Source organism: Thioalkalivibrio sp. ALE20 (assembly GCF_000381405.1).
In the GTDB taxonomy this organism is placed as follows: Bacteria; Pseudomonadota; Gammaproteobacteria; order Ectothiorhodospirales; family Ectothiorhodospiraceae; genus Thioalkalivibrio.
In genome coordinates, this window is sequence record NZ_KB906472.1 from 380,753 (window position 1) to 402,904 (window position 22,152).

Annotated in this window: 29 protein-coding genes; 14 read left to right on the forward strand and 15 right to left on the reverse strand. The window is 69.4% G+C overall.

Annotation, left to right across the window (positions count from 1 at the left end; all coding sequences use genetic code 11):
• Window positions 1-7 precede the first annotated feature (7 nt).
• The 7 genes from F790_RS0105205 (at window position 8) to F790_RS0105235 (ending at window position 5,412) form a co-directional block, all read left to right on the forward strand.
• On the forward strand, window positions 8-784 hold the full coding sequence (locus F790_RS0105205) for a VacJ family lipoprotein (protein WP_018869821.1): 777 nt from the start codon (window positions 8-10) through the stop codon (window positions 782-784).
• A complete protein-coding gene (locus F790_RS0105210) occupies window positions 781-1,299 on the forward strand; it encodes a hypothetical protein (RefSeq protein WP_018869822.1) in 519 nt (172 codons plus the stop codon). Before F790_RS0105205 ends, F790_RS0105210 begins: the two co-directional genes overlap by 4 nt.
• Window positions 1,296-2,696 carry a UDP-N-acetylmuramate:L-alanyl-gamma-D-glutamyl-meso-diaminopimelate ligase gene (mpl, locus tag F790_RS0105215; protein ID WP_019591029.1) on the forward strand — a complete coding sequence of 467 codons (1,401 nt, stop codon included), beginning with the start codon at window positions 1,296-1,298 and terminating at the stop codon, window positions 2,694-2,696. Before F790_RS0105210 ends, mpl begins: the two co-directional genes overlap by 4 nt.
• Window positions 2,693-3,328 (forward strand): flavin prenyltransferase UbiX, encoded by a 636-nt coding sequence (locus F790_RS0105220; protein WP_018869824.1) that lies wholly within the window; start codon window positions 2,693-2,695, stop codon window positions 3,326-3,328. The genes mpl and F790_RS0105220 overlap by 4 nt, the downstream gene beginning before the upstream one ends.
• Entirely contained in the window at window positions 3,325-3,927 is a 603-nt protein-coding gene (locus tag F790_RS0105225; RefSeq protein ID WP_019021466.1) for an LON peptidase substrate-binding domain-containing protein, read from the forward strand. Before F790_RS0105220 ends, F790_RS0105225 begins: the two co-directional genes overlap by 4 nt.
• Window positions 3,928-3,983: 56 nt before the next feature.
• Window positions 3,984-4,376: a thioredoxin gene (gene trxA, locus F790_RS0105230; protein WP_018869826.1), complete on the forward strand. Its 393-nt coding sequence runs from the start codon at window positions 3,984-3,986 to the stop codon at window positions 4,374-4,376.
• A gap of 103 nt (window positions 4,377-4,479) precedes the next feature.
• Complete coding sequence (locus F790_RS0105235) at window positions 4,480-5,412, forward strand: AEC family transporter (protein WP_019591030.1); 933 nt, start codon at window positions 4,480-4,482, stop codon at window positions 5,410-5,412.
• 3 nt (window positions 5,413-5,415) lie between these two features.
• Here the strand turns inward: F790_RS0105235 and F790_RS0105240 are convergent, their stop codons facing one another.
• The 15 genes from F790_RS0105240 to F790_RS0105310 all read right to left on the reverse strand — a co-directional run bounded on the left by F790_RS0105240 (window position 5,416) and on the right by F790_RS0105310 (window position 16,827).
• Window positions 5,416-5,688 (reverse strand): HPr family phosphocarrier protein, encoded by a 273-nt coding sequence (locus tag F790_RS0105240; RefSeq protein ID WP_019021464.1) that lies wholly within the window; start codon window positions 5,686-5,688, stop codon window positions 5,416-5,418.
• Entirely contained in the window at window positions 5,660-6,085 is a 426-nt protein-coding gene (locus F790_RS0105245; RefSeq protein ID WP_018869829.1) for a PTS sugar transporter subunit IIA, read from the reverse strand. Before F790_RS0105245 ends, F790_RS0105240 begins: the two co-directional genes overlap by 29 nt.
• Before the next feature lie 4 nt (window positions 6,086-6,089).
• On the reverse strand, window positions 6,090-6,977 hold the full coding sequence (gene rapZ / locus F790_RS0105250) for an RNase adapter RapZ (RefSeq protein WP_019021463.1): 888 nt from the start codon (window positions 6,975-6,977) through the stop codon (window positions 6,090-6,092).
• Window positions 6,978-6,982: 5 nt separating this feature from the next.
• On the reverse strand, window positions 6,983-8,023 hold the full coding sequence (gene hprK / locus F790_RS0105255; protein ID WP_019591031.1) for an HPr(Ser) kinase/phosphatase: 1,041 nt from the start codon (window positions 8,021-8,023) through the stop codon (window positions 6,983-6,985).
• Window positions 8,024-8,025: 2 nt separating this feature from the next.
• Window positions 8,026-8,490, reverse strand: a complete 465-nt coding sequence (locus tag F790_RS0105260) for a PTS sugar transporter subunit IIA (RefSeq protein ID WP_019570440.1) — start codon at window positions 8,488-8,490, stop codon at window positions 8,026-8,028.
• A gap of 4 nt (window positions 8,491-8,494) precedes the next feature.
• Window positions 8,495-8,833, reverse strand: coding sequence for a ribosome hibernation-promoting factor, HPF/YfiA family (gene hpf / locus F790_RS0105265; RefSeq protein WP_018869833.1), 339 nt, complete (start codon window positions 8,831-8,833; stop codon window positions 8,495-8,497).
• A gap of 3 nt (window positions 8,834-8,836) precedes the next feature.
• The gene (locus tag F790_RS0105270; protein ID WP_019591032.1) at window positions 8,837-10,357 is read right to left on the reverse strand and encodes an RNA polymerase factor sigma-54; all 1,521 of its coding nucleotides are present in this window, start codon (window positions 10,355-10,357) and stop codon (window positions 8,837-8,839) included.
• Window positions 10,358-10,441: 84 nt separating this feature from the next.
• Window positions 10,442-11,182, reverse strand: a complete 741-nt coding sequence (gene lptB / locus F790_RS0105275) for an LPS export ABC transporter ATP-binding protein (protein WP_019021459.1) — start codon at window positions 11,180-11,182, stop codon at window positions 10,442-10,444.
• Complete coding sequence (gene lptA, locus F790_RS0105280) at window positions 11,179-11,721, reverse strand: lipopolysaccharide transport periplasmic protein LptA (RefSeq protein ID WP_019021458.1); 543 nt, start codon at window positions 11,719-11,721, stop codon at window positions 11,179-11,181. Before lptA ends, lptB begins: the two co-directional genes overlap by 4 nt.
• Complete coding sequence (lptC, locus tag F790_RS0105285) at window positions 11,718-12,296, reverse strand: LPS export ABC transporter periplasmic protein LptC (RefSeq protein ID WP_019021457.1); 579 nt, start codon at window positions 12,294-12,296, stop codon at window positions 11,718-11,720. The genes lptA and lptC overlap by 4 nt, the downstream gene beginning before the upstream one ends.
• Window positions 12,293-12,829, reverse strand: a complete 537-nt coding sequence (locus F790_RS0105290) for an HAD family hydrolase (protein WP_019021456.1) — start codon at window positions 12,827-12,829, stop codon at window positions 12,293-12,295. The genes lptC and F790_RS0105290 overlap by 4 nt, the downstream gene beginning before the upstream one ends.
• A complete protein-coding gene (locus F790_RS0105295) occupies window positions 12,829-13,806 on the reverse strand; it encodes a KpsF/GutQ family sugar-phosphate isomerase (protein WP_019021455.1) in 978 nt (325 codons plus the stop codon). Before F790_RS0105295 ends, F790_RS0105290 begins: the two co-directional genes overlap by 1 nt.
• The gene (locus F790_RS0105300) at window positions 13,797-14,771 is read right to left on the reverse strand and encodes a calcium/sodium antiporter (RefSeq protein WP_019591033.1); all 975 of its coding nucleotides are present in this window, start codon (window positions 14,769-14,771) and stop codon (window positions 13,797-13,799) included. The genes F790_RS0105295 and F790_RS0105300 overlap by 10 nt, the downstream gene beginning before the upstream one ends.
• Before the next feature lie 18 nt (window positions 14,772-14,789).
• Window positions 14,790-15,737 (reverse strand): NAD-dependent epimerase/dehydratase family protein, encoded by a 948-nt coding sequence (locus F790_RS0105305; protein WP_026279483.1) that lies wholly within the window; start codon window positions 15,735-15,737, stop codon window positions 14,790-14,792.
• A 4-nt stretch (window positions 15,738-15,741) separates the two neighbouring features.
• The gene (locus F790_RS0105310; protein WP_026332861.1) at window positions 15,742-16,827 is read right to left on the reverse strand and encodes an LLM class flavin-dependent oxidoreductase; all 1,086 of its coding nucleotides are present in this window, start codon (window positions 16,825-16,827) and stop codon (window positions 15,742-15,744) included.
• Between the two features lie 99 nt (window positions 16,828-16,926).
• On the opposite strand from F790_RS0105310, the gene F790_RS0105315 reads away from it, so the two are divergent.
• The 7 genes from F790_RS0105315 (at window position 16,927) to murA (ending at window position 22,151) form a co-directional block, all read left to right on the forward strand.
• The gene (locus F790_RS0105315) at window positions 16,927-17,547 is read left to right on the forward strand and encodes a hypothetical protein (RefSeq protein ID WP_019591035.1); all 621 of its coding nucleotides are present in this window, start codon (window positions 16,927-16,929) and stop codon (window positions 17,545-17,547) included.
• Window positions 17,548-17,650: 103 nt separating this feature from the next.
• Complete coding sequence (locus F790_RS0105320; RefSeq protein ID WP_019591036.1) at window positions 17,651-18,484, forward strand: ABC transporter ATP-binding protein; 834 nt, start codon at window positions 17,651-17,653, stop codon at window positions 18,482-18,484.
• On the forward strand, window positions 18,477-19,259 hold the full coding sequence (gene mlaE, locus F790_RS0105325; RefSeq protein ID WP_018869845.1) for a lipid asymmetry maintenance ABC transporter permease subunit MlaE: 783 nt from the start codon (window positions 18,477-18,479) through the stop codon (window positions 19,257-19,259). Before F790_RS0105320 ends, mlaE begins: the two co-directional genes overlap by 8 nt.
• 17 nt (window positions 19,260-19,276) lie before the next feature.
• Window positions 19,277-19,735 carry an outer membrane lipid asymmetry maintenance protein MlaD gene (gene mlaD / locus F790_RS0105330; RefSeq protein WP_018869846.1) on the forward strand — a complete coding sequence of 153 codons (459 nt, stop codon included), beginning with the start codon at window positions 19,277-19,279 and terminating at the stop codon, window positions 19,733-19,735.
• A 35-nt stretch (window positions 19,736-19,770) separates the two neighbouring features.
• Complete coding sequence (locus F790_RS0105335) at window positions 19,771-20,463, forward strand: phospholipid-binding protein MlaC (protein ID WP_019591037.1); 693 nt, start codon at window positions 19,771-19,773, stop codon at window positions 20,461-20,463.
• Window positions 20,460-20,792, forward strand: a complete 333-nt coding sequence (locus tag F790_RS0105340; protein WP_018869848.1) for a lipid asymmetry maintenance protein MlaB — start codon at window positions 20,460-20,462, stop codon at window positions 20,790-20,792. The genes F790_RS0105335 and F790_RS0105340 overlap by 4 nt, the downstream gene beginning before the upstream one ends.
• 99 nt (window positions 20,793-20,891) lie before the next feature.
• The gene (gene murA, locus F790_RS0105345; RefSeq protein ID WP_019021448.1) at window positions 20,892-22,151 is read left to right on the forward strand and encodes a UDP-N-acetylglucosamine 1-carboxyvinyltransferase; all 1,260 of its coding nucleotides are present in this window, start codon (window positions 20,892-20,894) and stop codon (window positions 22,149-22,151) included.
• The last annotated feature ends 1 nt before the right edge of the window (window position 22,152 follow it).

The window sequence follows — 22,152 nt, forward strand, 5'->3', positions numbered from 1 at the left end:
GCGGGGCATGCTGCGGTGGCTGGTCGTGCCCGGGCTGGCGCTCGGTCTGCTGCTCGGCCTGGCCGGCTGCGCCAGCGTACCGTCCGAGGACCGCCATCCGGATGATCCCTGGGAGTCCTACAACCGCGCGATGTTCGCCTTCAACCAGGAGGTGGACCAGGCGATCCTCAGGCCCACGGCCGTGCAGTACCGCCGCCTGCCCGACCCGGTGCAGACGGGCGTCGGTAATTTCTTCTCCAACCTCAACGACGTGACGGTCCTGTTCAACAACCTGTTGCAGGGCAATCTGCACGCCGCGGCCTCGGATACCAGCCGGCTGATGTTCAACACCACGTTCGGTCTGGCCGGCCTGATCGACGTCGCCTCGCCGATGGGACTGGACAAGAACAACGAGGATTTCGGCCAGACCCTCGGTGCCTGGGGCGTGCCGTCCGGGCCCTATCTGCAGCTGCCGCTGCTGGGGCCCAGCACCGCGCGGGATGCGCCCGCCCGCCTGGTCGACAGCCAGACCGATCCGCGCAACGTCCGCAGCATCCGGCGCGATCGCACGCCGCTGTGGGTCGGCCTGGTGGTGGTGGACGTGGTCGACATGCGTGCGGGGCTGATCGACACCGAGGCCATGATCGACCAGCTTTCCGATGACCCCTACATCGCCATGCGCAGGGCTTATCTGCAGCGGCGCGATTTCCTTACCGGGGGCCGGCGAGCCGACGAGCGGGCCGAAGAAATGCTGGACGAACTCGAGGAACTGGAGGCGCTGGAAGCCATGGAGGCCGGGGAGTGAACGGCCTGCTGGTCATGCTGGACATCCTGCGCGCCCGCCGCGGACCGCAGGACCTGCCGGCGGATCCCGCGCTCGCGGTGTTCTGGACCGGGGTCGCGGTGGCCGTGGGGCTGGCCATCGGCGTGCCGATGTATGGCGCGACTGCGGCCCTGGTCATGAATCTGGTGGACGTGGCGGTGCTGTTCGGCTTCGTGGCCCTGGCACTGCGGTTTCAGGGCTTTGTCGGGCGCCAGGTGCAGACCTTTACCGCGATGGTGGGTACCGGGGCGATCCTCGGGCTGCTGATGGCGTTGCTGACGCTGGTCGCTCCGATTGATCCGGAGGCCGGGGAGGCCCCGCCGCTGGCGGTACTGGGCATGTTGCTCCTGCTGGGCTGGTTGCTGTTCGTGTATGGCCATATCCTGCACCAGGCCCTCGAACTGTCGAACCGCATGGCGGGGGTCGTGATCGCGCTGGGGTTCGTCCTGATCTCGTCGGTGATCACCCAGGGCGTGGCCGGGGCGGTGACGGCATGAACCGCTCCGCCGATCTGCACATCCTCGGGATCGGCGGGACCTTTATGGGCGGGCTGGCGCAGCTGGCGCGCGCCCGCGGCTATCGCGTGAGCGGGGCCGACGCGCAGACGCTTTATCCCCCCATGAGCGAGCAGCTGGCGGCCGCGGGCATCCCTTACCACGCGGGTTACGAGGCCGAAGCCCTGCCCGAGGACGTCCCGGTGGTGGTGGGCAACGTGATGACCCGTGGCACGCCCGCGGTGGAAGCGATGCTGGACCGCGGGCAGGCGTACACCTCCGGTCCCCAGTGGCTGGCGGAGCACGTGCTGCACGACCGCTGGGTGCTGGCGGTCGCGGGGACCCACGGGAAGACCACCACCAGCTCGCTGCTGGCCTGGATCCTGGAATACGCCGGCATGGCGCCAGGATTCCTGATCGGCGGGGTCCCCGGCAACTTCGGCGTGAGCGCGCGTCTCGGCGAGTCGCCGTTCTTCGTGATCGAGGCGGACGAATACGACAGTGCGTTCTTCGACAAGCGCGCCAAGTTCGTCCATTACCGACCACGGACCCTGGTGCTGAACAACCTGGAGTACGATCACGCCGACATCTACCCGGATCTGCAGGCGATCGAGCGTCAGTTTCATCATCTGGTGCGCACCGTGCCGGGCCAGGGCAAGATCCTGATGCCCGCCGGGGACGCCGCGCTGGAACGCGTGCTGGAGTCCGGCTGCTGGACACCGGTGGAGCGGCTCGCGACCGGCGAGGATGGCCCCGCAGACTCGCCGGTCGCGCTGAGCGCTCGCTCGCTGTCAGCCGACGGGCGCTGCTTCGAGGTCCTGGAAAACGAACAGCCGTGTGGTCGCGTTGAATGGTCGATGTGCGGTCGGCACAACCAGGCCAATGCCCTGGCGGCGCTGGCCGCGGCCCGCCACGCCGGCGTGCCGCTGACCACCGGGCTCGCGGCGCTGCCGGAGTTTCGCGGGGTCCGTCGACGCCAGGAACTGCGCGCGGAGATCGCCGGGGTCCGGGTCCTGGATGACTTCGCCCATCACCCCACCGCCATCCGCATGACCCTCGAGGGTCTGCGCGGCGGACTGGACGAGGGCGGGCGCCTGCTGGTGGCGCTGGAGCCCCGGTCCAACACCATGCGCATGGGGGTGCACGCGGGTGCGCTGGGCGATGCCCTGGATCGCGCCGACGGCGTGCACCTGTACCGGCCACCCGACCTGGACTGGGCCATCGGTCCGCTGCGCACCCGCCTGGAAGAACGCCTGACGGTGGCGGCGTCGGTGGATGAGCTGCTGCAGGGGCTGCTGGACGGCCTGCGACCCGGCGACACCCTGGTGATCATGAGCAACGGCGGTTTTGGCGGGCTGCATCAGCGCCTGATCGACCGCCTGCGGGAGGAGCGGTCATGAGTCGGCGCATCGCCCTGGCCCTGACCGGCGCGTCGGGGGCTCCCTATGGCCTGCGCCTGCTGGAGTGTCTGGTGCAGGCCGGGGTCGAAGTGCATCTGATGGTGTCGAAGCCGGGGCAGGTGGTGCTCGGGATGGAGACCGACCTCGGCGTGCCCGGGCGGCCGGCGGAGATCGCCCGGTTCTTCAGTGAACGCTACGCTGCCGCGCCGGGTCAGATCCAGTGTTACGGCCCGGATCAGTGGACCGCCCCGGTGGCCAGCGGCTCGGCGGCCCCCGAGTCCATGGTCGTGTGCCCCTGTACCACGGCCACGGTCTCGGCGGTAGCGACCGGGGCCTCGCGCGGGTTGATCGAACGCGCCGCCGACGTGGTCCTGAAGGAGCGCCGCCGCCTGATCCTGGTGGTGCGCGAGACCCCGTTCTCCGAGATCCATCTGGAGAACATGCTGCGCCTGACCCGCATGGGCGCCGTGGTGATGCCGGCCAATCCGGCGTTCTACCATCGCCCCGAAGGTCTGCAGGACCTGATCGATTTCATGGTGGCGCGGGTCCTGGATCACCTGCAGATCGAACACGCACTGGGTCCCCGCTGGGGGGCCGGGCATGGCCAAGCCGGAGAGGACGGCCCCGAATGAAGACGCTTCCGCTGTTTCCGCTGAACACCGTACTGTTCCCGGGTGGTCTGCTGCCGTTGCGGATCTTCGAAACGCGCTATCTCGACATGGTGCGTGGCTGCCTGCGCGACGACAGCGGCTTCGTGGTGGTGGCGATCGAGCCGCCCGCCGAGGGCGAAGAGCCGCCGGACGAATCGGATCCGACGGTGGGGTTCCATGCAGTGGGCACCGAGGCGCGCATCATCGACTGGGACCAGCGCTCCGACGGTCTGCTGGGGATCCTCGCCAAGGGGGCGCAGCGCCAGCAGATCCACAACCCGCGGCGCGGAGATGACGGACTGTGGCTGGGCGAGGTGGAGCCGCTGGACGAATGGCCGGCGGTCAGCCTGCCGGTGGACTATGCATCGCTGGCCGATCTGCTGGAGCGTCTGCTGGATCAGCTGGGCACGCCCTGGTCGCACCTCGAACGGCACCTGGATGATTCGGCCTGGGTGGCCGGGCGGCTTGCCGAGCTGCTGCCGGTGGATCTCGGGATCAAACAGTCGCTGCTCGAATCCGATGATCCGATCGATCGTCTCGAGCGTCTGCGGGCGGCCATGCTCGCGCAGTCGTCTCCCTGACAGCATCCGGGCGGCCTGTTAAGGTAAAGGGCCGTAATTTCAAGCCGGAGCCGATCATGGCCGTTCAGGAACTCACGCAGGACAACTTCGAATCCACCATCACCGGGAATGACATCGTCATCCTGGATTTCTGGGCGCCGTGGTGCGGCCCGTGCCAGCAGTTCGCGCCGACCTTCGAGGAAGCCTCGAACAAGCACGACGACGTCGTCTTCGCCAAGGTCAACACCGACGAGGAGCAGGGCATCGCCGGGGCCTTCCAGATCCGGTCCATCCCGACCCTGATGATCTTCCGCGAGCAGGTCATCGTGTTCTCGCAGCCCGGCGTGCTGTCCGCGGCGCAGCTGGACGAGGTGCTGGGCAAGGTGCGCGAGCTGGACATGGAGGCCGTGCGCGCCGACATCGAAAAGCAGCAGCAGGAACAGGAGCAGCAGGCCGGCGGCAACGCCTGAGTCCGGCACCTGCCGCAATAACCTGAGCTCCCGCGGCCCGTTCCCGGGCCGCTCCGTCCGCCACTCGAACCGACCCTGACAAGCCGACGAGGTCCCTCCCCCCGTGTTCAGCGTGATGACCCAGATGGGGGCCCTGATCGTTGCCGGGGTCGGCTGGCGGATCCTGCAGCCCGGCGGTCTGGATGCCGAAACCACCCGCCGGGTCCTCACCACGCTCGTCTATTACCTGCTGCTGCCCGCGCTGGTGCTGCAGGTCCTGTGGACCGCACCGCTGGGTCTGGACTCGGTCCGCATCGCCCTGGTCGCCGGGGCGACGGTCCTGATCACCCTGGCCGTTACCGCCGGTGCGTGCCGAGCATGCACTGCCGACCGCGCCGCGGTGGGCGCGATGCTGCTGGCCGCTGCCTGGCCCAACGCGACCTATCTGGGCCTGCCGATCCTCGACAGTCTGTTCGGCGAGGCGGGGCGCGCGGTGGCCATCCAGTACGACCTGTTCGCCTGCCTGCCGCTGGTGCTGACCCTGGGCGTGGTTCTCGCGCGCCGTTACGGCGACGGTCGCATGCCGGCGGTGCATCCGTTGCGTGGCCTGTTGTCGGTGCCGTCGATCTGGGCCGCCCTCGCCGGTGTCACCCTGAACCTGGGCGGGGTGCCGCAGACGGTCTGGCTGGAGGAGTGGCTGGGACTGCTGGCGGATTCGGTGTCGCCGCTGATGCTGTTCGCGCTGGGCCTGGCACTGGTGTTCCACCGCTTTCACGGGCGCGACGCGCGGCCGCTGGCGGTCGTTGTGGGGATCCAGCTGCTGCTGGCACCGGCGGTGGCGCTGGGGCTGGTGTGGCTGCTGGGGATGGAGGGGATCCCCGCGACCGGAACGGTGCTGGAGGCGGCCATGCCGGCGATGGTGCTGGGGCTGGTGTTCTGTGACCGCTTCGGGCTGGATACGGGGCTGTACGCGGCCGCGGTAACCCTGACCACGGCCCTTTCGCTGGTTACCCTGCCGCTGTGGTTCGCCCTGGCCGGCGGTCTTCTGGGGGTATGAGCCTCAGGATTCCTCGCCGAAGCGGTCGGCGACCAGTTCGGTCAGGGCATCCAGCGCCGCCTCGGCATCCTCCGCGCCGTCGGTCCGGATGGTGATCTCCGAGCCCTGGGCGGCGGCCAGCATCATCACCCCCATGATGCTCTTGCCGTTCACTTCCTGATCGTTGCGGGCGACGGTGACATCGGCGGTGTACTGACTGGCGAGGCTGACGAACTTCGCGGCGGCCCGGGCATGCATGCCCAGCCGGTTAACGATGGGAACTGCGCGCTGCGGCATCGCTGGATTCCTGGTCGCAGAGAAGGATTCCGTCATGGCCCCCGGACAGCGCCTTGTTGACCAGTTCGCTCAGGGGCAGATGGCGGTAGTTGAGTACGCGGACGAGCATCGGCAGGTTGACGCCCGCGATCACGCGCGCGTTGTGTCCGCGCGCCACGCGGCTGGCCACGTTGGCCGGCGTGGAGCCGAACATGTCGGTCAGGACCAGCACACCGGCACCGCTGTCGAGGGTCTCCATGCGGGCGCGCGCCTGCGCCTGGATATCGTCCGGATCGTCGCTTTGCGACATCGCCATGGACTCGCAGTCCTCGGGCAGGTCTCCCAGCATGCTCTGCGCGGTCTGCAGGAGTGTATCGCCCAGGTTTTGATGCGTGATCAGGATCAGACCGACGCCCATGGAACTACTCCGTTTCAGGGGAGAGAGAATCGAGCTCGCGATGACGGGTGCTAACAGTAACATGTTCCCGTTCGCGCCACGCAGCCGCCAGCCGTTCCACAAGGTAGACCGAGCGGTGGCGCCCGCCGGTACAGCCGATGGAGACCGTGGCATAGCTGCGATGGTCCGCCACCAGCCGCGGGATCCAGGTGTCGAGAAAACCGTGGATGGAGTCGAACATCGCCCCGACCTCGCCATGGCTGTCGAGGAAATGCGCTACCGCCGGATCCAGCCCGGTCAGTGGCGCCAGTTCGCGCTCGTAGTAGGGGTTGGGCAGACAGCGCACGTCGAACACGAAATCGGAATCCAGCGGCGAGCCGTGCTTGAAGCCGAAGGACTGGAACAGCAGCGACAGGCCGGCGGTCTCGCGGCTGCCGACCCGGGCCCGGAGCGTGCGCGCGAGGTCGTGCATCGACAGCCGGCTGGTGTCCACGGTCAGGTCGGCTTCTACCGCCACGTGCCCCAGCCAGGTCCGTTCCATTCCGATCGCTTCCACCAGCGGGATGCCATCGCGTGCCAGCGGATGGCGTCTGCGGGTCAGGTGGTAGCGACGCAGCAGGACCTCGTCGGAGGCATTGAGGAACAGCACCTCGACCTCCAGGCCCGATCCACGCAGCTCGCCCAGCAGTTGACCGAATCCGCTGAGGGCGTCGAGGCCCGAACGGACGTCCACGCCCACGGCCAGATGGCGGTCACCGCCGGTGTCGTAATGGCCGCTGCGGACCTTCTCCACCAGTTCCGGCAGCATCGGCAGCGGCAGGTTGTCGACACAGAAGTAGCCGGCGTCCTCCAGGGTATGCAGGGCGACGGTCTTGCCGGAACCCGACAGACCACTGACCAGCAGCAGACGCATGTCGGTCAGCCCTCGGGATCGGGGTTGGGGACCGTGGTGCTGGGCCCGCCGATGTGGAAGATGGATTCCTCCTGCTGATCCTCGCCCATCTGGCGCCGCTGGCGGGCGCGCAGGTCGTCCCCGGCGATGTAGCCCTGCATGTGCAGCAGGTGATTGCGGACCGCGGCCTCGATCATGACCGCGATGTTGCGCCCCGGCGCCACCGGCAGGCTGATCAGCGGGATGCGCAGGCCGAGGATCTCGCTCTCGCCGCGGCGCCCGTTCAGGCGATCGTCCGGCACCGGCGAGGGCTCGTTGTGATCGCGCAGATCGATGATCAGGCGCAGATACTTGCCGCCCTTGATCGCCGAGTCGCCGTACATCGCGCGGATGTTGAGCACGCCCAGGCCGCGCACCTCGAGCCGGTCCTGGAGCAGGGCGGGGCAGTGTCCGCGCACGATATCCGGGGCAATGCGCGCGAACTCGGGGGCATCATCGGCGATCAGCCGGTGGCCACGCGAGATCAGCTCGAGTGCGACCTCGCTCTTGCCAACGCTGGAGGCCCCCGAGATCAGTACACCGATCCCGAGGATCTCCATGAACACCCCGTGGCGCACCTCGAAATGGGCGAGGCGCTGCTGCAGGAAATAGCGCAGCAGCGCGATGACTTCGTGCGAGGATGTGCGTGTGCACAGGATCACCGGCAGGGGGTCGTCACCTGTCTGCGGCATGCGCGGGAACGGGCAGGTGTCCTCGGCGAAGATCACCATGGTAGTACCGGTGCGGGCCATTTCCAGCACCAGGTGGTCACGCTGCTCGTCGGACAGGCCGGCGATGTAGCGGGCCTCGTAGTCGCCGATGACCTGGATGCGGTTGGGGCGGATCAGGTTCAGGTGGCCGGCCAGCGGCAGGTCGCCATCCCCGAATCCCAGGAGTTCGCGGTCGCCCGCGGCCTCCTCTCCGTGGACGTAGCGCAGGTCCAGACGGCTCCCCATCGCCCGCGTGAGCGCGGCGATGGTGATGTTGCTCGCGGTGCCGTCGGCTGCCGCTTCCGCCCGGTCGGCCATGGTCAGGTATCTCCCAGGGCCCGGGTGAGGGCCTGCTGGACCCCCGCGCTGTCCGCGGCGCGCCGGATGCCGGCGAGGGTGTCCGGCTGCGACAGCCCGCGCGCGAGCTGGGCCAGCAGGTCCAGGTGTTCGCTGGTGGCCTCTTCCGGCACCAGCAGGGCGATCAGGATGTCCACCGGTTCGTGGTCCATGGCTTCGAAATCCACGCCCTGATCCAGACGCAGGACCGCGATGCGGGGCGTATCCAGCTCGGCGAGACGGCCGTGCGGGATCGCCACGCCATGGCCGAGCCCGGTGGAGCCCAGTTTTTCGCGGGCCGACATGGCTTCGAACGCGGCACTGGCCGCCAGTCCGTCCGCGGCCCCGTCCACCAGCAGATCGGCGAGGGTTTCCAGCGCTCGTTTCTTGCTGGAGCAGTCGGTTTCCAGTCCGATGCGCTCCGGGGTGATGAGCTCGGCCGGATTCATCGGCTTACTCGGGTTGTTCGCGGTTGCGCTGGGCGCCCTCGGCGCGATGATGATCCTTGACCTTCTCCTTGTGCTTGATCAGCTGGCGGTCGACCTTGTCGATCAGGCCGTCGATGGCGGCGTACATGTCATCGTGGCTGGCCTCGGCGTGGATGTGGTTGCCGCTGACCTGCAGATTCGCTTCCGCCTTGTTGTGCAGCTTCTGCGTCTTCTCGTGGTTCAGCACCACGTGCACGTCGATCACCTTGTCGAAGTGGCGTTCCAGCTTCTGGAATTTCTCGTTGACGTAGTCGCGCAGGGCGTCGGTGATGTCGACGTGGTGTCCGGTGAGATTGATCTGCATGGGTCAGGCTCCTTTCGGTTTGCTTCCGGTCGGCATGGCGGCCATCTGGCGGCGCTCGCTGGAGGATGGCAGGTTCATGCCCTCCCGGTATTTGGCCACGGTACGCCGGGCCACGTTGATGCCCCGATCCGCCAGGATCTGGGCGAGGCGGGAATCGCTGAGCGGTTTGCCCGGCGTTTCCTCTTCGATGAGTTCGCGGATCATGGCACGAATCGCGGTCGCGGAGCATTCCCCGCCGTCACTGGTGCCCACGTGACTGGAGAAGAAATACTTGAATTCGAACACCCCGCGGGGGGTGTGCATGTATTTCTGCGTGGTCACCCGCGAGATCGTGGACTCGTGCATCTCCAGGGCTTCGGCGATGTCGCGCAGGATCAGCGGCTGCATCGCCACCTCGCCGTGTTCCAGGAACCCCTGCTGGCGTTCGACGATCGCGCGCGCCACGCGCAGCAGGGTGTCGTTGCGGCTGTGCAGGCTCTTGATGAACCATCGCGCCTCCTGCAGCTGATCGCGCATGAAGGCGCTGTCGCGGGCATCGGAGACCTGGCGGACCATGCCGGCGTAGAGGTCGTTGATGCGAATGCGCGGGGCGATCTCGGGATTCAGGTCGACCTGCCAGCCCCGGTCGGTATGACGCACGTAGACATCCGGGACCACGTATTCCGGCGGTGTCTCGCTGATCTGGGCGCCGGGGCGCGGGTTGAGCGTGCGGATCAGGTCCAGCGCCGCGGCCAGTTCGTCGCCATCGCGTACGCCGCTCTGGCGCTGCAGGGCCTTGTAGTCACGCCGGGCAAGGGCGTCCATGCCGTGTTCCAGAAGCGCGCGCGCCGCCTCGCGCGAGGGCGCGTCCGGCGCCAGCTCGCCCAGCTGGACCTCCAGGCACTCGCGCAGATCCAGCGAACCGACCCCCAGCGGGTCGCAGTGCTGCAACCAGTGGCGTACGGCCTCGACCTCGTCGGTGTCGACGGGGGGTTCTTCACTCCGGCTGATGGTCTCGGCCAGGGTCTCGACGTCGCCCTCGAGGTAGCCGTCGCCGTTGATGGTGTCGATCAGGGCGGCGCCGATGCGCTGGTCGCGCGGGGTCAGGTGCGACAGATGCAGCTGCCACAGCAGGTGATCCTGCAGCCCGCCGCCGTCGTCGTCCGAGGTGTTCTCCAGCGGGTCGCGGTCGTCCAGACCGCGCGGGCTGGCGCTGGCGTCGTAGATGTCTTCCCAGCGGCTGTCGGTCACCAGCTCGTCGGGGATGACGTCCTCCGAGCCGCCGGCATCCACCGTTTCGCCGGTGCCGGCGGTGTCGCTGCCGCTCTCGCCGTCGTCGGTGTTCGCGTCGCTGTCGGTGTCCCCCGCGTCGGCACCGAGTTCGTCATCCTCGGCCTGTTCCAGCATGGGATTGCTTTCCAGCGCCTGCTGGATCTCGGCCTGGAGCTCCAGCGTGGACAGCTGCAGCAGCCGGATGGCCTGCTGCAGCTGCGGCGTCATGGTCAGCGTCTGACCGAGCTGCAGATTCAGCCCGGGCTTCAGCATGAGTTGGGAAAGGCGTTGGTCACCATAAGTGAATAGTAATCCCTTGCTGCGGGCTTGTGCACCGCCCGGGTGCGGCGGTCGGTGTCACAGGCGGAAGTTTTCGCCGAGGTAGACCTCGCGCACGCGGGTGTCGGCCAGCAGTTCGTCCGGCGTGCCCGCGCTCAGCAGGCGCCCCTCGCTGAGGATGTACGCGCGATGGCAGATGCCCAGGGTCTCGCGTACGTTGTGATCCGAGATTAGTACGCCGATGCCGCGTTCGGCCAGGTGGCGGATGACTTCCTGGATCTCGCCGACCGAGATCGGATCGACCCCGGCAAACGGTTCGTCCAGACAGATGAACCGCGGATCGCCGGCCAGCGCGCGGGCGATCTCGGCGCGCCGCCGCTCGCCTCCGGACAGCGCGATCCCGGGGCTGTGGCGCACGGTCTCCAGCTGGAATTCCTCGATCAGGGCGTCGCCGATGCGGCGGCGCTCGTGGCGGTCGAGTTCCGGGCGCAGTTCCAGCACCGCCTGCAGGTTGTCCTGGACCGACAGGCGGCGAAAGATCGATGCCTCCTGCGGGAGATAGCCCAGCCCGGCGCGGGCGCGTTCGTGGATGGGCGCCCGGGTGATGTCGCGCCCGCCCAGGGTGATGCGCCCGGTATTGGGCCGGATCAGTCCGACCAGGCTGTAGAAGCAGGTGGTCTTGCCGGCTCCGTTGGGTCCCAGCAGGCCGACCACTTCGCCGGGCACCAGGTCCACATCCATCGCGTCCAGCACGGTACGCTGGCCATAGCGCTTGCTCAGCTCGCGGGCGACCAGATGGCCGTCGGCCGCGGGGGTCATGGATTGTCCTCGCGTGGCTGCAGGCGGATGTGCACGCGCTCGTCGTCGGTGTCGCCGCGTTCGGCGCGGATCACGTCGCGTTCGAGATCGTAGGTGATGCGCTGCCCGCGGGCATCCTCGGCGGCGGTGATGACGCGTGCCCGTTCGGTCAGGATCACGCGTTCCTCGTCGAGGAAATAGTCGATGCGCAGCCCTTCGGCGATGCGCGTCTCGCCGGTCTCGGGATCGGGCGACTCCAGGCGTGCGGGCTCGCCGTGGGCCTCGATCTCGTAGGGGCGGCGCTCGCGCATGTGCACGATCACGCGGTCCGCTTCCAGCGTGGCATCGCCGCGCACCACGATCACGTCGCCGGTGTAGGTTCCGGTGCCCGCGCGTTCGTCCATCTCGGCGTGGTCCGCGGTGATCTCCACCGGCAGGGCATCCTCGCGGCCGGTCGCCGGCGGGGCCGCCAGGAACAGTGCGAGTATGCCCGCCACGGCAAGCAGCGGGGCCGGTCGGCGGATGCCCGCGCGGCGATGTTCGGTTGTGGCCGGGTTCATTCCGGGCGGTCCTCCTGCGGCAGGTCGCTGTACAGCGTGTAGACCTCGGCGAGCAGCTCAATGGTATCCGCTTGCGGGTCGGCGCGCAGGCCGGTACCCCGCTGGAACAGTCCCGGCTGTTCCAGGGTGCTCGGGGCCGACGAGGTCGTCAGCCGGGTGTCCAGCGCCACGCGCACGTCGCGCGACTCGATCACCGTGCGTACGCGCGCGTCGCGTTCGGGGCGCAGGCCGCGGGTGTGGCCGAAGGTATGCAGCAGTTCGCGATCGGGCTGATGTGCCGCGCGCGGGGCGCGCCAGGTCCAGTTCAGGCCCCGTTGGTCCAGCAGATCCAGCTCCGGGTCATCGATGAACTGGACCGCATCCCGGTCGTATTCGCGCAGCCGCGACCCCTGCAGGCGGTGGGTGGGCCGCCCGTCCTCGCCGGTGACATGCGCGGTAAACCCCTCGATCTGCAGCGTAGGTTCCGCGTCGGCCGCGGGTTCGGCGGGCGGCTCGGCCGCTGCCGGCCCGGCGAGCAGGCATCCGGCGGCCAGCAGCCGGGCGGCGAGCGGGGTGCGGCGCGGATCCGGGGTCATGCGTGCAGGTAGCTTTCGAGCACGGCCTCAAGGCGGCCGCGCGCGGCCAGCAGGTCCTCGCAGACTTCGCGGACCGCGCCGCGCCCGCCACCGGCCGTGGTGACCCATTGCGCGTGCTGGCGCACGAACGGATGGGCGTCGCCGACCGCGATGCCCAGGCCAACCCGTCGCATCGCCGGCAGATCGACCACGTCGTCGCCGACGAACGCGGCCACGTCGGCGCGGTGCCCGGTCTGCTGCAGCAGCTGTGCCAGTGCCTCCCCCTTGTCCCGCCGGCCCTGGATGCAGTGGCGGATGCCCAGATCCTGCAGGCGATGTTCGACGACCGCCGACTGCCGCCCGGTCAGGATCGCGACCTCCAGGCCTTCGTCCATGGCCATGCGCAGGCCGTGGCCGTCGCGGCTGTGGAAGGCCTTGTACTGTTCGCCACCGTCGCCGAGGAACAGCGCGCCGTCGGTCAGCACGCCGTCGACGTCCAGGATCAGCAGTCGGGTGCCGCGCTGCAGGCCGGCGAGATCGATGTCGTCATGCATCAGGCGACCCCCGCGCGCAGCAGGTCGTGCATGTTGATCACCCCCTGCAGCCGGCCGTCCGCATCGGCGACCGGGAGGGCGTTGATGCGGCGGCTTTCCATCACCTCCAGGGCCTCCGCGGCCAGCCAGTCGGCGCGGGCGGTGTGCCCGCCCCGGGTCATCACCTCGCCAATGGTCAGCGTCTCCAGGCTCTCGCCCCGGTCCAGGGTGCGGCGCAGGTCGCCGTCGGTGAAGACCCCCAGGATTCGCGCGTCGGCGTCGCTGACGATCACCAGTCCCAGTCCCTTGCGGGTGATCTCGAACAGCGCGTCCTTCAGCGGCGCTTCGGGCGCGATGCGCGGGATCGCCTCGCCGGTATGCATGATGTCGCCGACGTGGATCAGCAGGCGCCGCCCGAGGCGCCCGCCGGGGTGCGAACGGGCGAAATCGTCGGCGGTGAAGCCGCGCGCATCCAGCACCGCCACCGCCAGGGCATCGCTCATCGCCAGGGCCGCGGTGGTGCTGGAGGTGGGGGCCAGTCCCAGCGGGCAGGCCTCGCGTTCCACGCTGACGTCCAGATGGACGCTGGCATCGGTGCCCAGGCGCGAACCGGGATTGCCGGTCATCGCGATCAGCGGGACGTCGAGGCGCCGGATCAGCGGCAGGATGGTCAGGAGCTCGTCGGTCTCGCCGGAGTTCGACAGCGCGATCACCACGTCGTCGCGGGTGATCATGCCGAGATCGCCGTGGCTGGCCTCCCCGGGGTGCACGAAGAACGCCGGCGTGCCGGTGGAGGCGAGGGTGGCCGCCAGCTTGCTGCCGATGTGGCCGGACTTGCCCATGCCAGTGACCACCACGCGCCCGCGGCAGTCGAGGATGTGGCGGCAGGCCGCGAGGAAGGCGTCGTCGATGCGCGCGGCGAGGCCGCGCACCGCATCGGCTTCGTTCTCGAGGACCGCGAGGGCGAGCTTGCGGGTGGTTTCGGGGTTCAGATCCATGCCGGTGCCGTGATTGCGAGAGTCACAAGGTAGCCGCTGAAGGCCAGCAGGAGAAGGGCCCCGTGCCAGCGGGTGATGCGGCCGGCGCCGAAGCGGGCGGCCAGCAGCACCGCCACGGTCAGGGCCAGCATCACCGGATAGTCACGGGTCAGCACTGCGGGTTCCACCGCCAGTGGCGCGATCAGGGCGGGTACCGCCAGCACCGCCAGCAGGTTGAACAGATTGGAGCCGACGACGTTGCCGAGGGCCATGCCGGTTTCGCGCCGCAGCGCGCTGGCCACGGTGGTGGCCAGCTCCGGCAGACTGGTGCCGATCGCGACCAGGGTCAGGCCGATCAGCAGTTCGCCGGCTCCCAGGGCGGTGGCGATCTCGACTGCCCCCCAGACCAGCGCCTGGCTGCTCGCCAGCAGCACCACCAGACCGCCGGCGAGCCACCCCAGGGCGGTCGGGAGACCGCCGGGCGTGGCCGCCGGCGGGGGCGGGGCCAGCCCGGGGTCGGACTCCGGGGGCGTGCCGGGGTGGCGGGCCGCGCGGATCATCCAGACCACGACCGCGATCAGGCCGGCCAGCATGATCACCCCTTCCGCCCGCGCCAGCCGGCCGTCCAGCAGCAGCAACAGCACGCCGAGCGTGGCCAGCAGCAACAGTGGCAGTTCGCGTCGTACCAGCCCGTGACCGGCGATGATCGGGGCGATCAGGGCGGCCAGCCCGAGTACCAGTCCCAGGTTGGCGATGTTCGAGCCGATCGCGTTGCCCACCGCCAGCCCCGGCGCCCCCTGCAGGCTGGCCAGCAGCGAGACGATGATCTCCGGGGCCGAAGTGCCGAAGGCGACTACGGTAAGGCCGATCAGCACCGGCGAGACCCCGAGCCCGCGCGCCAGGCCGGCGGCGCCGAACACGAAGCGATCGGCACTGGCGGCGAGCAGCACGAGACCACCGACGACGGCGAGCAGCGGCAGCAGCATGCGTGGTCCGGTCGCCCCCTATCGATTGCCGACCCGCAGGCGCTCGAGGCACTCCGGGGTCGTGACCCGGGGTTGCCAGTCGAGTTCCCGGCGTGCGCGGGTGCAGTCCAGGACCAGCGGGCCGTCGAGCCCGCGCACCCAGCCCGGGTCGCCGGCGCGCGCGCTCAGGCGCCAGGCCAGCGGGTGCAGTCTGCGGATGAGGCCGGCGGGCACCGGCAGGGTCAGGCGCCGACCGTGACGGGCCATGGCGCGCAGCGACCACACCGGTTCGGTGCCCAGGTTGAAGCAGCCCGGGGCACGGCGGGTGACTGCGGCGGCGATCGCTCGCGCGGCGTCCTCCTCCCACAGGATCTGCACCGGTGCGTCGATCCCGGCGGGGTGAAGGCGGCTGCGGGCGATCCGCTGCAGCAGCGGCTGGGCATGTGGCCCGACCACCGCGGGCGGCCGCAGCACGGTGGTCACCAGCTCCGGATGCTCGCGGTCCAGAGCCTCCAGGGCCTGTTCGGTGGCGACCTTGTCCTCGGCATAGGGGAAGCGCGGGCGGGGCGGCTGGTCCTCGCTCAGGGGGACGGGCGAGTCCGGCCACGGGCCGTAGACCGCGGCGCTGGAGAGGAACACCACATGGCGCACACCGGCCTGCGCGGCGGCCGCGAAGACCGACCGCGACAGGTCCACGTTCTGCCGGCGAACCCAGTCGCGGTCGTGGCGCCGGCGTCCGCCGTGCCCGCCCATCAGCTGGAAGGCCAGGTGCACCAGGGTATCGGTCCCGGCGAGGTCTTCGGGCGTCAGTTGCGCCAGATCCTTCTGGCGCAGGTCGTAGCGGTCCGCCGGCAGGGTCGCGGCCCCGGGGAAGTCCGCCGGTTCGCGATCCAGGGCAATGATCCGCTCCACCTCCGGGGTGTGCAGCAGTTCGGGCAGCAGGACCCGGCCGATGCGACCCGCCGCACCGGTGACGGCAACACGCATGCGGTTATCGGGTCGGGGCGGGGCCATCGAGGAATTCCGGCATGACCTCTTCGGCGAAGCAGCGCATGGACTCCTCCGCCAGTTCGCGCGGCACGGCCCCGGCGCCGAAGGCCAGCAGCAGATGGTCCACGCCCGCCTCGCGCAGGGCCTCGATGCGCTCGCGGCATTCCTCGGGGGTGCCGACCAGCGTCATGCCCAGCATGTCGAGGATCTTCAGATTGATCCCGGCCTTGACCAGGTGGCGGAAGCGGCCCAGCGAGCGGTAGTAGTCGTAGCCCTCGATCAGGCGTTCCAGCACCGGCAGGGTCTGCCGGAACATGTTGCGGTAGAACCATTCGAACGCGGGCTTGGCCTCGCGTCGGGCACGCTTGCCGTCCGGCAGACACAGCACGCCGAGGGTCATGCCCACGCGCGGCGGATGCGGGGTGTCGCCGGCGGCATGGGTCCAGCCCTCGCGGTACAGGCGGATGTCCTCGCGGATCATCTGCCACGGCTTGAACGGGCCGGCCAGCGCACCGATGCCCTGTTCGGCTGCCCAGGTGAACGACTCGGGACTGACCGCGGCGGTCCACAGCGGCGGGTGCGGGTCCTGCAGCGGTGCCGGCATTACCGGGACGTCGTCGAGGTGGTGGAAGGGCCCGTGCTGGGTGATGCGGCCGGTGGCGAAGGCCTGGCGCAGCGCATCCAGTCCGGCATCCACCCGGGCGCGGCCCTCGCTCATCTCGGCGCCGAATGTGGCATATTCCGGCGGCGAGAAGCCGCGGCCGATGCCCAGCTCCAGGCGTCCCCCGGAGAGCTGGTCGAGCATGCCGACGCGCTGCGCGACCCGCAGCGGGTGGTGATAGGGCAGGGGCACGACCCCCAGGCCCAGGCGCAGGTTCCGGGTGCGCTGGCTGGCCGCGGCGAGCACCAGATCCGGCGCGGTGGAATGCGAGAATTCCGGCATCAGGTGGTGTTCCACCAGCCACGCGGTGTTGAATCCGAGGGTGTCGGCGAGATCCCACAGTGCCAGGGTGTCCTCGATCGCGCGGTGTTCGTCGATACCGAGGAATTCGGGGACCGAGATCTCGTGGAAGAGGTCGAAGTGCATCGGGAAACTGTGCCGCGCCACCGGGGTGCTGGCAAGTCGCAACGGGGGAGATACATGACGGCAGGAGATCCATCGGACGCGGCAACCGAAGGGAGGCGCGTGCAGCTTCAGCCGGCCGCGGTCGCCCGGCCGGGTACGCCGGCCTGGGACGGGTATTTCCCGGCCAGTCTGCCGCTGGACTGGCAGCTGGCCTATCTCGGCCATTTTCGTTCGCGGGTGTTCGTGCCCGGGGTGCTGGGGGCCGACCGGGCGCTCTCCGCTCCGTTCGGGGACTGGGACGACGCCGTGCCGCCCAACCTGCGCGTGACCGTCAGCTGGCCCGCGGACGTGCCCGCGGAGGCGGGGACCGCCGCTCTGGCCCGCCTCGCCGCGACCCTCGGCGAGCGTCTCGAGGGGGTCGCGTTCGAGCCGGGGGCGGCCGTCGAGGCGGCGGTTGCCGGGCTGCGGGGCGCAGGCCTGGAACGCCTGCAGGCGACAGGTCCGGGCGCATCCGTGGGGTTGCCCGGGGTGGACGAGGCGATATGGTACCCGCAGCTCCATGCCGGCGAGGGGCCGGGGCTCTGGCGTCTGCGTCCTGCGGGCGAGCCGGATCCCGCCGACTGGCGCGTGCTGGTGGAGGCGCTGGCCGGATGCAGCCCCGCAGGGGTGGTGCCGGTGTTCCTCGAGGCTTCGCCGGGTGTGCTCGACGATGTGCGCACCATCGCGAAACTGTTGACGTGATTCACGCTGGTTTGACGCACCGTGCGGCCGGGGCCAGACTCCGGCGTCCATGCCTGCGCCGCGCCGCGAGGGACGCCGCGCCCGCATCCCGGGAGACTCGAATGTGAGCCAGTCCGCATCCGCCGAAACGCCGCACATCGTGGTGGAGGACCTGCATTTCCGGCGGGGCCGGAAGGCCATCTTTGACGGCCTGTCGCTGGAGGTCCCGCGCGGTCGGGTGACCACGGTGATGGGCCCCAGTGGCTCCGGCAAGACCACGCTGCTGCGGCTGATCGGCGGTCAGCTGCGTCCGGATGCGGGGCGTATCCTGGTCGACGGCGAGGAGATCGGCCGGCTGTCCACGCGCCGGCTGTATGCGGTGCGCAAGCGCATGGGGCTGCTGTTCCAGACCGGCGCCCTGCTGACCGACCTGTCGGTGTTCGAGAATGTGGCCTTCCCGCTGCGCGAGCACACCGATCTGCCCGAGGATATCCTGCGTACCCTGGTGCTGATGAAGCTGGAGGCAGTCGGCCTGCGCGCGGCACGCGACATGGACCCCGCGGAGCTGTCCGGCGGCATGGCCCGGCGCGTGGCGCTGGCGCGGGCGCTGGCGCTGGATCCGGAACTGATCATGTACGACGAGCCGTTCACCGGTCTCGACCCCATCACCATGGGCCAGATCGTGACCCTGATCCGGCGCACCAACCACAGCCTCGGGCTCACCAGCGTGCTGGTGTCGCACGACGTGAACGAGGCCATGAGTATCTCCGATCACGTGGTGCTGATCGCCGAGGGACGCGCGGTGGACGCCGGCCCGCCGGATGCGCTGCAGGCGCGGGCCTCCGACTGGTCCGCCCAGTTCCTGGAAGGTCGGCCGGACGGGCCGGTGCCGTTCCATTATCCCGGGGCCTCGTATCAGGACGACCTGCTGGACGCGGGAGGGCGCAACCATGATTGACGCGATCGCGTCGGTCGGGCGCTTCAGCCTGAATGCCCTGGCGGTGCTGGGGCGGGCCTCGATGTTCCTGCTGCGGACCTTCGCCGCGCTGGATGCGGTGGTGCGGCGCTTCGGCCTGACCGTGTGGCAGGTCTATTCGGTGGGCGTGCGCTCGCTGCTGATCGTGGTCGTCTCGGGGCTGTTCGTGGGCATGGTGCTGGGCTATCAGGGCTATATCACCCTGGTGGACTTCGGCGCTGCCGAGGCCCTGGGCGGGGTGGTCGCGCTGTCACTGGTGCGCGAGCTGGGGCCGGTGGTGACCGCGCTGCTGTTCGCCGGGCGGGCCGGTTCCGCGCTGACCGCGGAACTGGGCCTGATGAAGACCACCGAGCAGCTCTCGGCGATGGAGATGATGGCGGTGAATCCCTACCGCAGGGTGTTCGCGCCGCGCTTCGTTGCCGGCTTCCTTTCCATGCCGCTGCTCGCCGCGATGTTCAGCGCGGTAGGCGTGATGGGCGGTTACATCGTCGGGGTCGGGCTGCTGGGCGTCGACAGCGGGGCCTACTTCTCGCAGATGCAGGCGGTCACCGACTGGAACGAGGATGTCCTCTCCGGGGTCATCAAGAGCATCGTGTTCGGCTTCGTGGTCACCTGGATCGCGGTGTTCCAGGGCGTGGACGCCTCGCCGACCTCGGAGGGCATCTCGCGCGCGACCACGCAGACGGTCGTGGTCTCCTCGCTGGCCGTGCTGGGGCTCGATTTCATCCTGACCGGCCTGATGTTCGGCGGGGACTGAGAAGTGGAGAAGCAATCATGAAGATGCGTTTCGTCGAGCTGGCCGTCGGGGTGTTCGTGCTCCTGGGCGTGGCGGCGCTGTTCTATCTGGCGGTGCAGGTCAGCAACATCACCGAATACCGCGACGGCGACACCTACGAGGTAACCGCCTACTTCTCCAACGTGGGCGGGCTGAAGGTGCGCGCGCCGGTCAACATCTCCGGGGTGCGGGTCGGCCGCGTGGCCGACATCCGCTACGACCCCGAGGCCTTCGAGGCGAAGGTAACCCTGGCGATTCGTTCGGAACACGACTACCTGCCGGCGGATACCCAGGCGAGCATTCATACTGCGGGCCTGCTGGGCGAGCAGTACGTCGCGCTGGAGCCGGGTGGCGACTACGATACCCTGCAGGACGGTGACCGGATCCTGTTCACCCAGTCGGCCGTGGTCCTCGAGAACCTGATCGGTCGGTTCATGACCAACATGGGGGATGACTGAGTCATCCCGGCCACCCAACCCCGAGGGAGTGTGCCATGCGTTTGTTGCCGAATTTCGTTCGTTCCCCGCGTACCGCGCCGGCATGGCTGGCCGCGGCGGCCCTGCTGCTGGCGACGCTGGCCCCGGCCGCTCAGGCCGAAAGCCCGGTGCAGATGATGGAGCGCTCGGTGAACGAGGTGTACGAGGTCCTGCGCGAGAACGAGGAGCGCGCGCAGGAAGAGCCCGAGTTCGTGATCGAGGTGCTGCGCGAGCGGGTGCTGCCGCATGTCGACATGGACGGCATGGCACGGCTGGTACTGGCGCGCCACTGGCGCGATGCGTCCGACGAGCAGCGCAGCCGCTTCACCGAGGCCTTCACCACGACCCTGCTGCAGGTCTACGGGGTGCAGCTGGCGGATCACCTGGACAAGGAAGTGCGCATCATCGAACGGCGCTCGCGCGAGGACGACCGCATGGCGGTGGTGGCCAGCGAGATCGTGATGGGGTCCGGGCAGTCCAATCTGCAGGTCAATTACCGCCTGCGTCCGGTCAATGGCGAGTGGAAGGTGTTCGACGTGGAGGCCGAGGGGCTGTCGTTCGTGGGCAATTTCCGCAGCCGCTTCGGTGACGAGATCTCCAGTAACGGGCTCGAGGAGCTGATCGTGCGCCTGGAGGATGGCGACGAGGAGCTGATCGAGGAGGCGGTGGACGACGTGGCCGAGGAGACCGGCGCCGCGGAGGACCGGTGAGCGACGCCCGGATCACCGCCGATGACGCGGGCCTGGTGCTGCGCGGTCATCTGACCTTCGTGACCGTGCCGGGACTGGAACGCCAGGTGCGACCGCTGTGGCAGGGCCTGCCCGAACATGCCCGGGTGGCGCTGGACGACACCGGGCGCATCGACAGTGCCGGTCTGGCGTTTCTGGTGACCCTGTGGCGCCAGGCCCGGCACCGGGGGCATTTCCTGGTGTTCGAGCCGGTGCCCGCACGGCTGGCGCCCCTGCTGGAACTGTACGACCTGCGGGGCGTGATCAGTGAATCCGCGGCGAAGGCGGCGGATCCGCCCGGCTGCCACTGACCGGCCCGGGGCGGGGCGCCGCGCGCCGGCGACGCAGTTTCGTTATCATTGCGGGTTTTGCCGGTCCGCTCCTGGCCCGGCGTGCGAACCGGGCAATACATGGACAAGCTCATCATCACCGGCGGCGAGCCCCTGGACGGTCAGGTCTGGGTCTCCGGCGCCAAGAATGCGGTACTCCCCATCCTGTCGGCGACGCTGCTGGCCGACAGCCCCATGGTGATCGGCAACGTACCGCACCTGCAGGACGTGACCACCACCATGGAACTGCTGGGGCGCATGGGCGTGAGCCTCACGGTGAACGAGCGCATGCGCATCGAGGTGGATCCCGCCACCCTGACCCAGTGCGTTGCGCCCTACGATCTGGTCAAGACCATGCGCGCGTCCATCCTGGTGCTGGGGCCGCTGCTGGCGCGCTTCGGCGAGGCCGAGGTGTCCCTGCCCGGGGGCTGCGCGATCGGTTCGCGGCCGGTGAATCTGCATCTGCGCGGGCTGGAGGCGCTGGGCGCCGAGATCGACGTCGATGGTGGCTACATCCATGCGCGGGCCGGGCGGCTGCAGGGCGCGCGGGTGGTGTTCGACCAGGTCACCGTCACCGGCACCGAGAACCTGCTGATGGCGGCGACCCTGGCCGAGGGCGAGACCCTGATCGAAAACGCCGCCCGCGAGCCGGAGGTGGTGGACCTGGCCGACTGCCTGACCGCGATGGGGGCCAGGATCCGCGGCGCCGGGACCGACACCATCCGGGTCGAGGGCGTGGAGCGCCTGCATGGCTGCGATTACGACGTGATGCCCGATCGCATCGAGACCGGGACCTTCCTGGTCGGAGCCGCGATGACCCGGGGGCATGTGTGCACCCGCAACACCCGGCCGGAGCTGCTCGATGCGGTGCTGGCCAAGCTGGACGAAGCGGGCGCCCGGGTGGAGACCGGTCCGGACTGGATCGATCTGGACATGCGGGGGCGTCGCCCGCGGGCGGTGAATCTGCGGACCGCGCCGTTTCCCGCGTTTCCGACCGACATGCAGGCGCAGATGATGGCGATGAACACGGTCGCCGAGGGAACCGGTTCGGTGGTGGAGACGGTGTTCGAGAACCGCTTCATGCATGCGCTGGAACTGCAGCGCATGGGCGCCCGGATCACCATCGAGGGGAACACCGCGATCGTCGAGGGTGTGGAACAGCTGGTCGGTGCGCCGGTGATGGCCACCGACCTGCGCGCCTCGGCCAGCCTGATCCTCGCCGGTCTGGTCGCCGAGGGGGAGACCGCCGTGGAGCGCATCTACCATATCGATCGCGGTTATGAATGCATCGAGGAAAAACTGAGCCAGATCGGCGCAACGATTCGCCGGGAGCCTGCCTGAC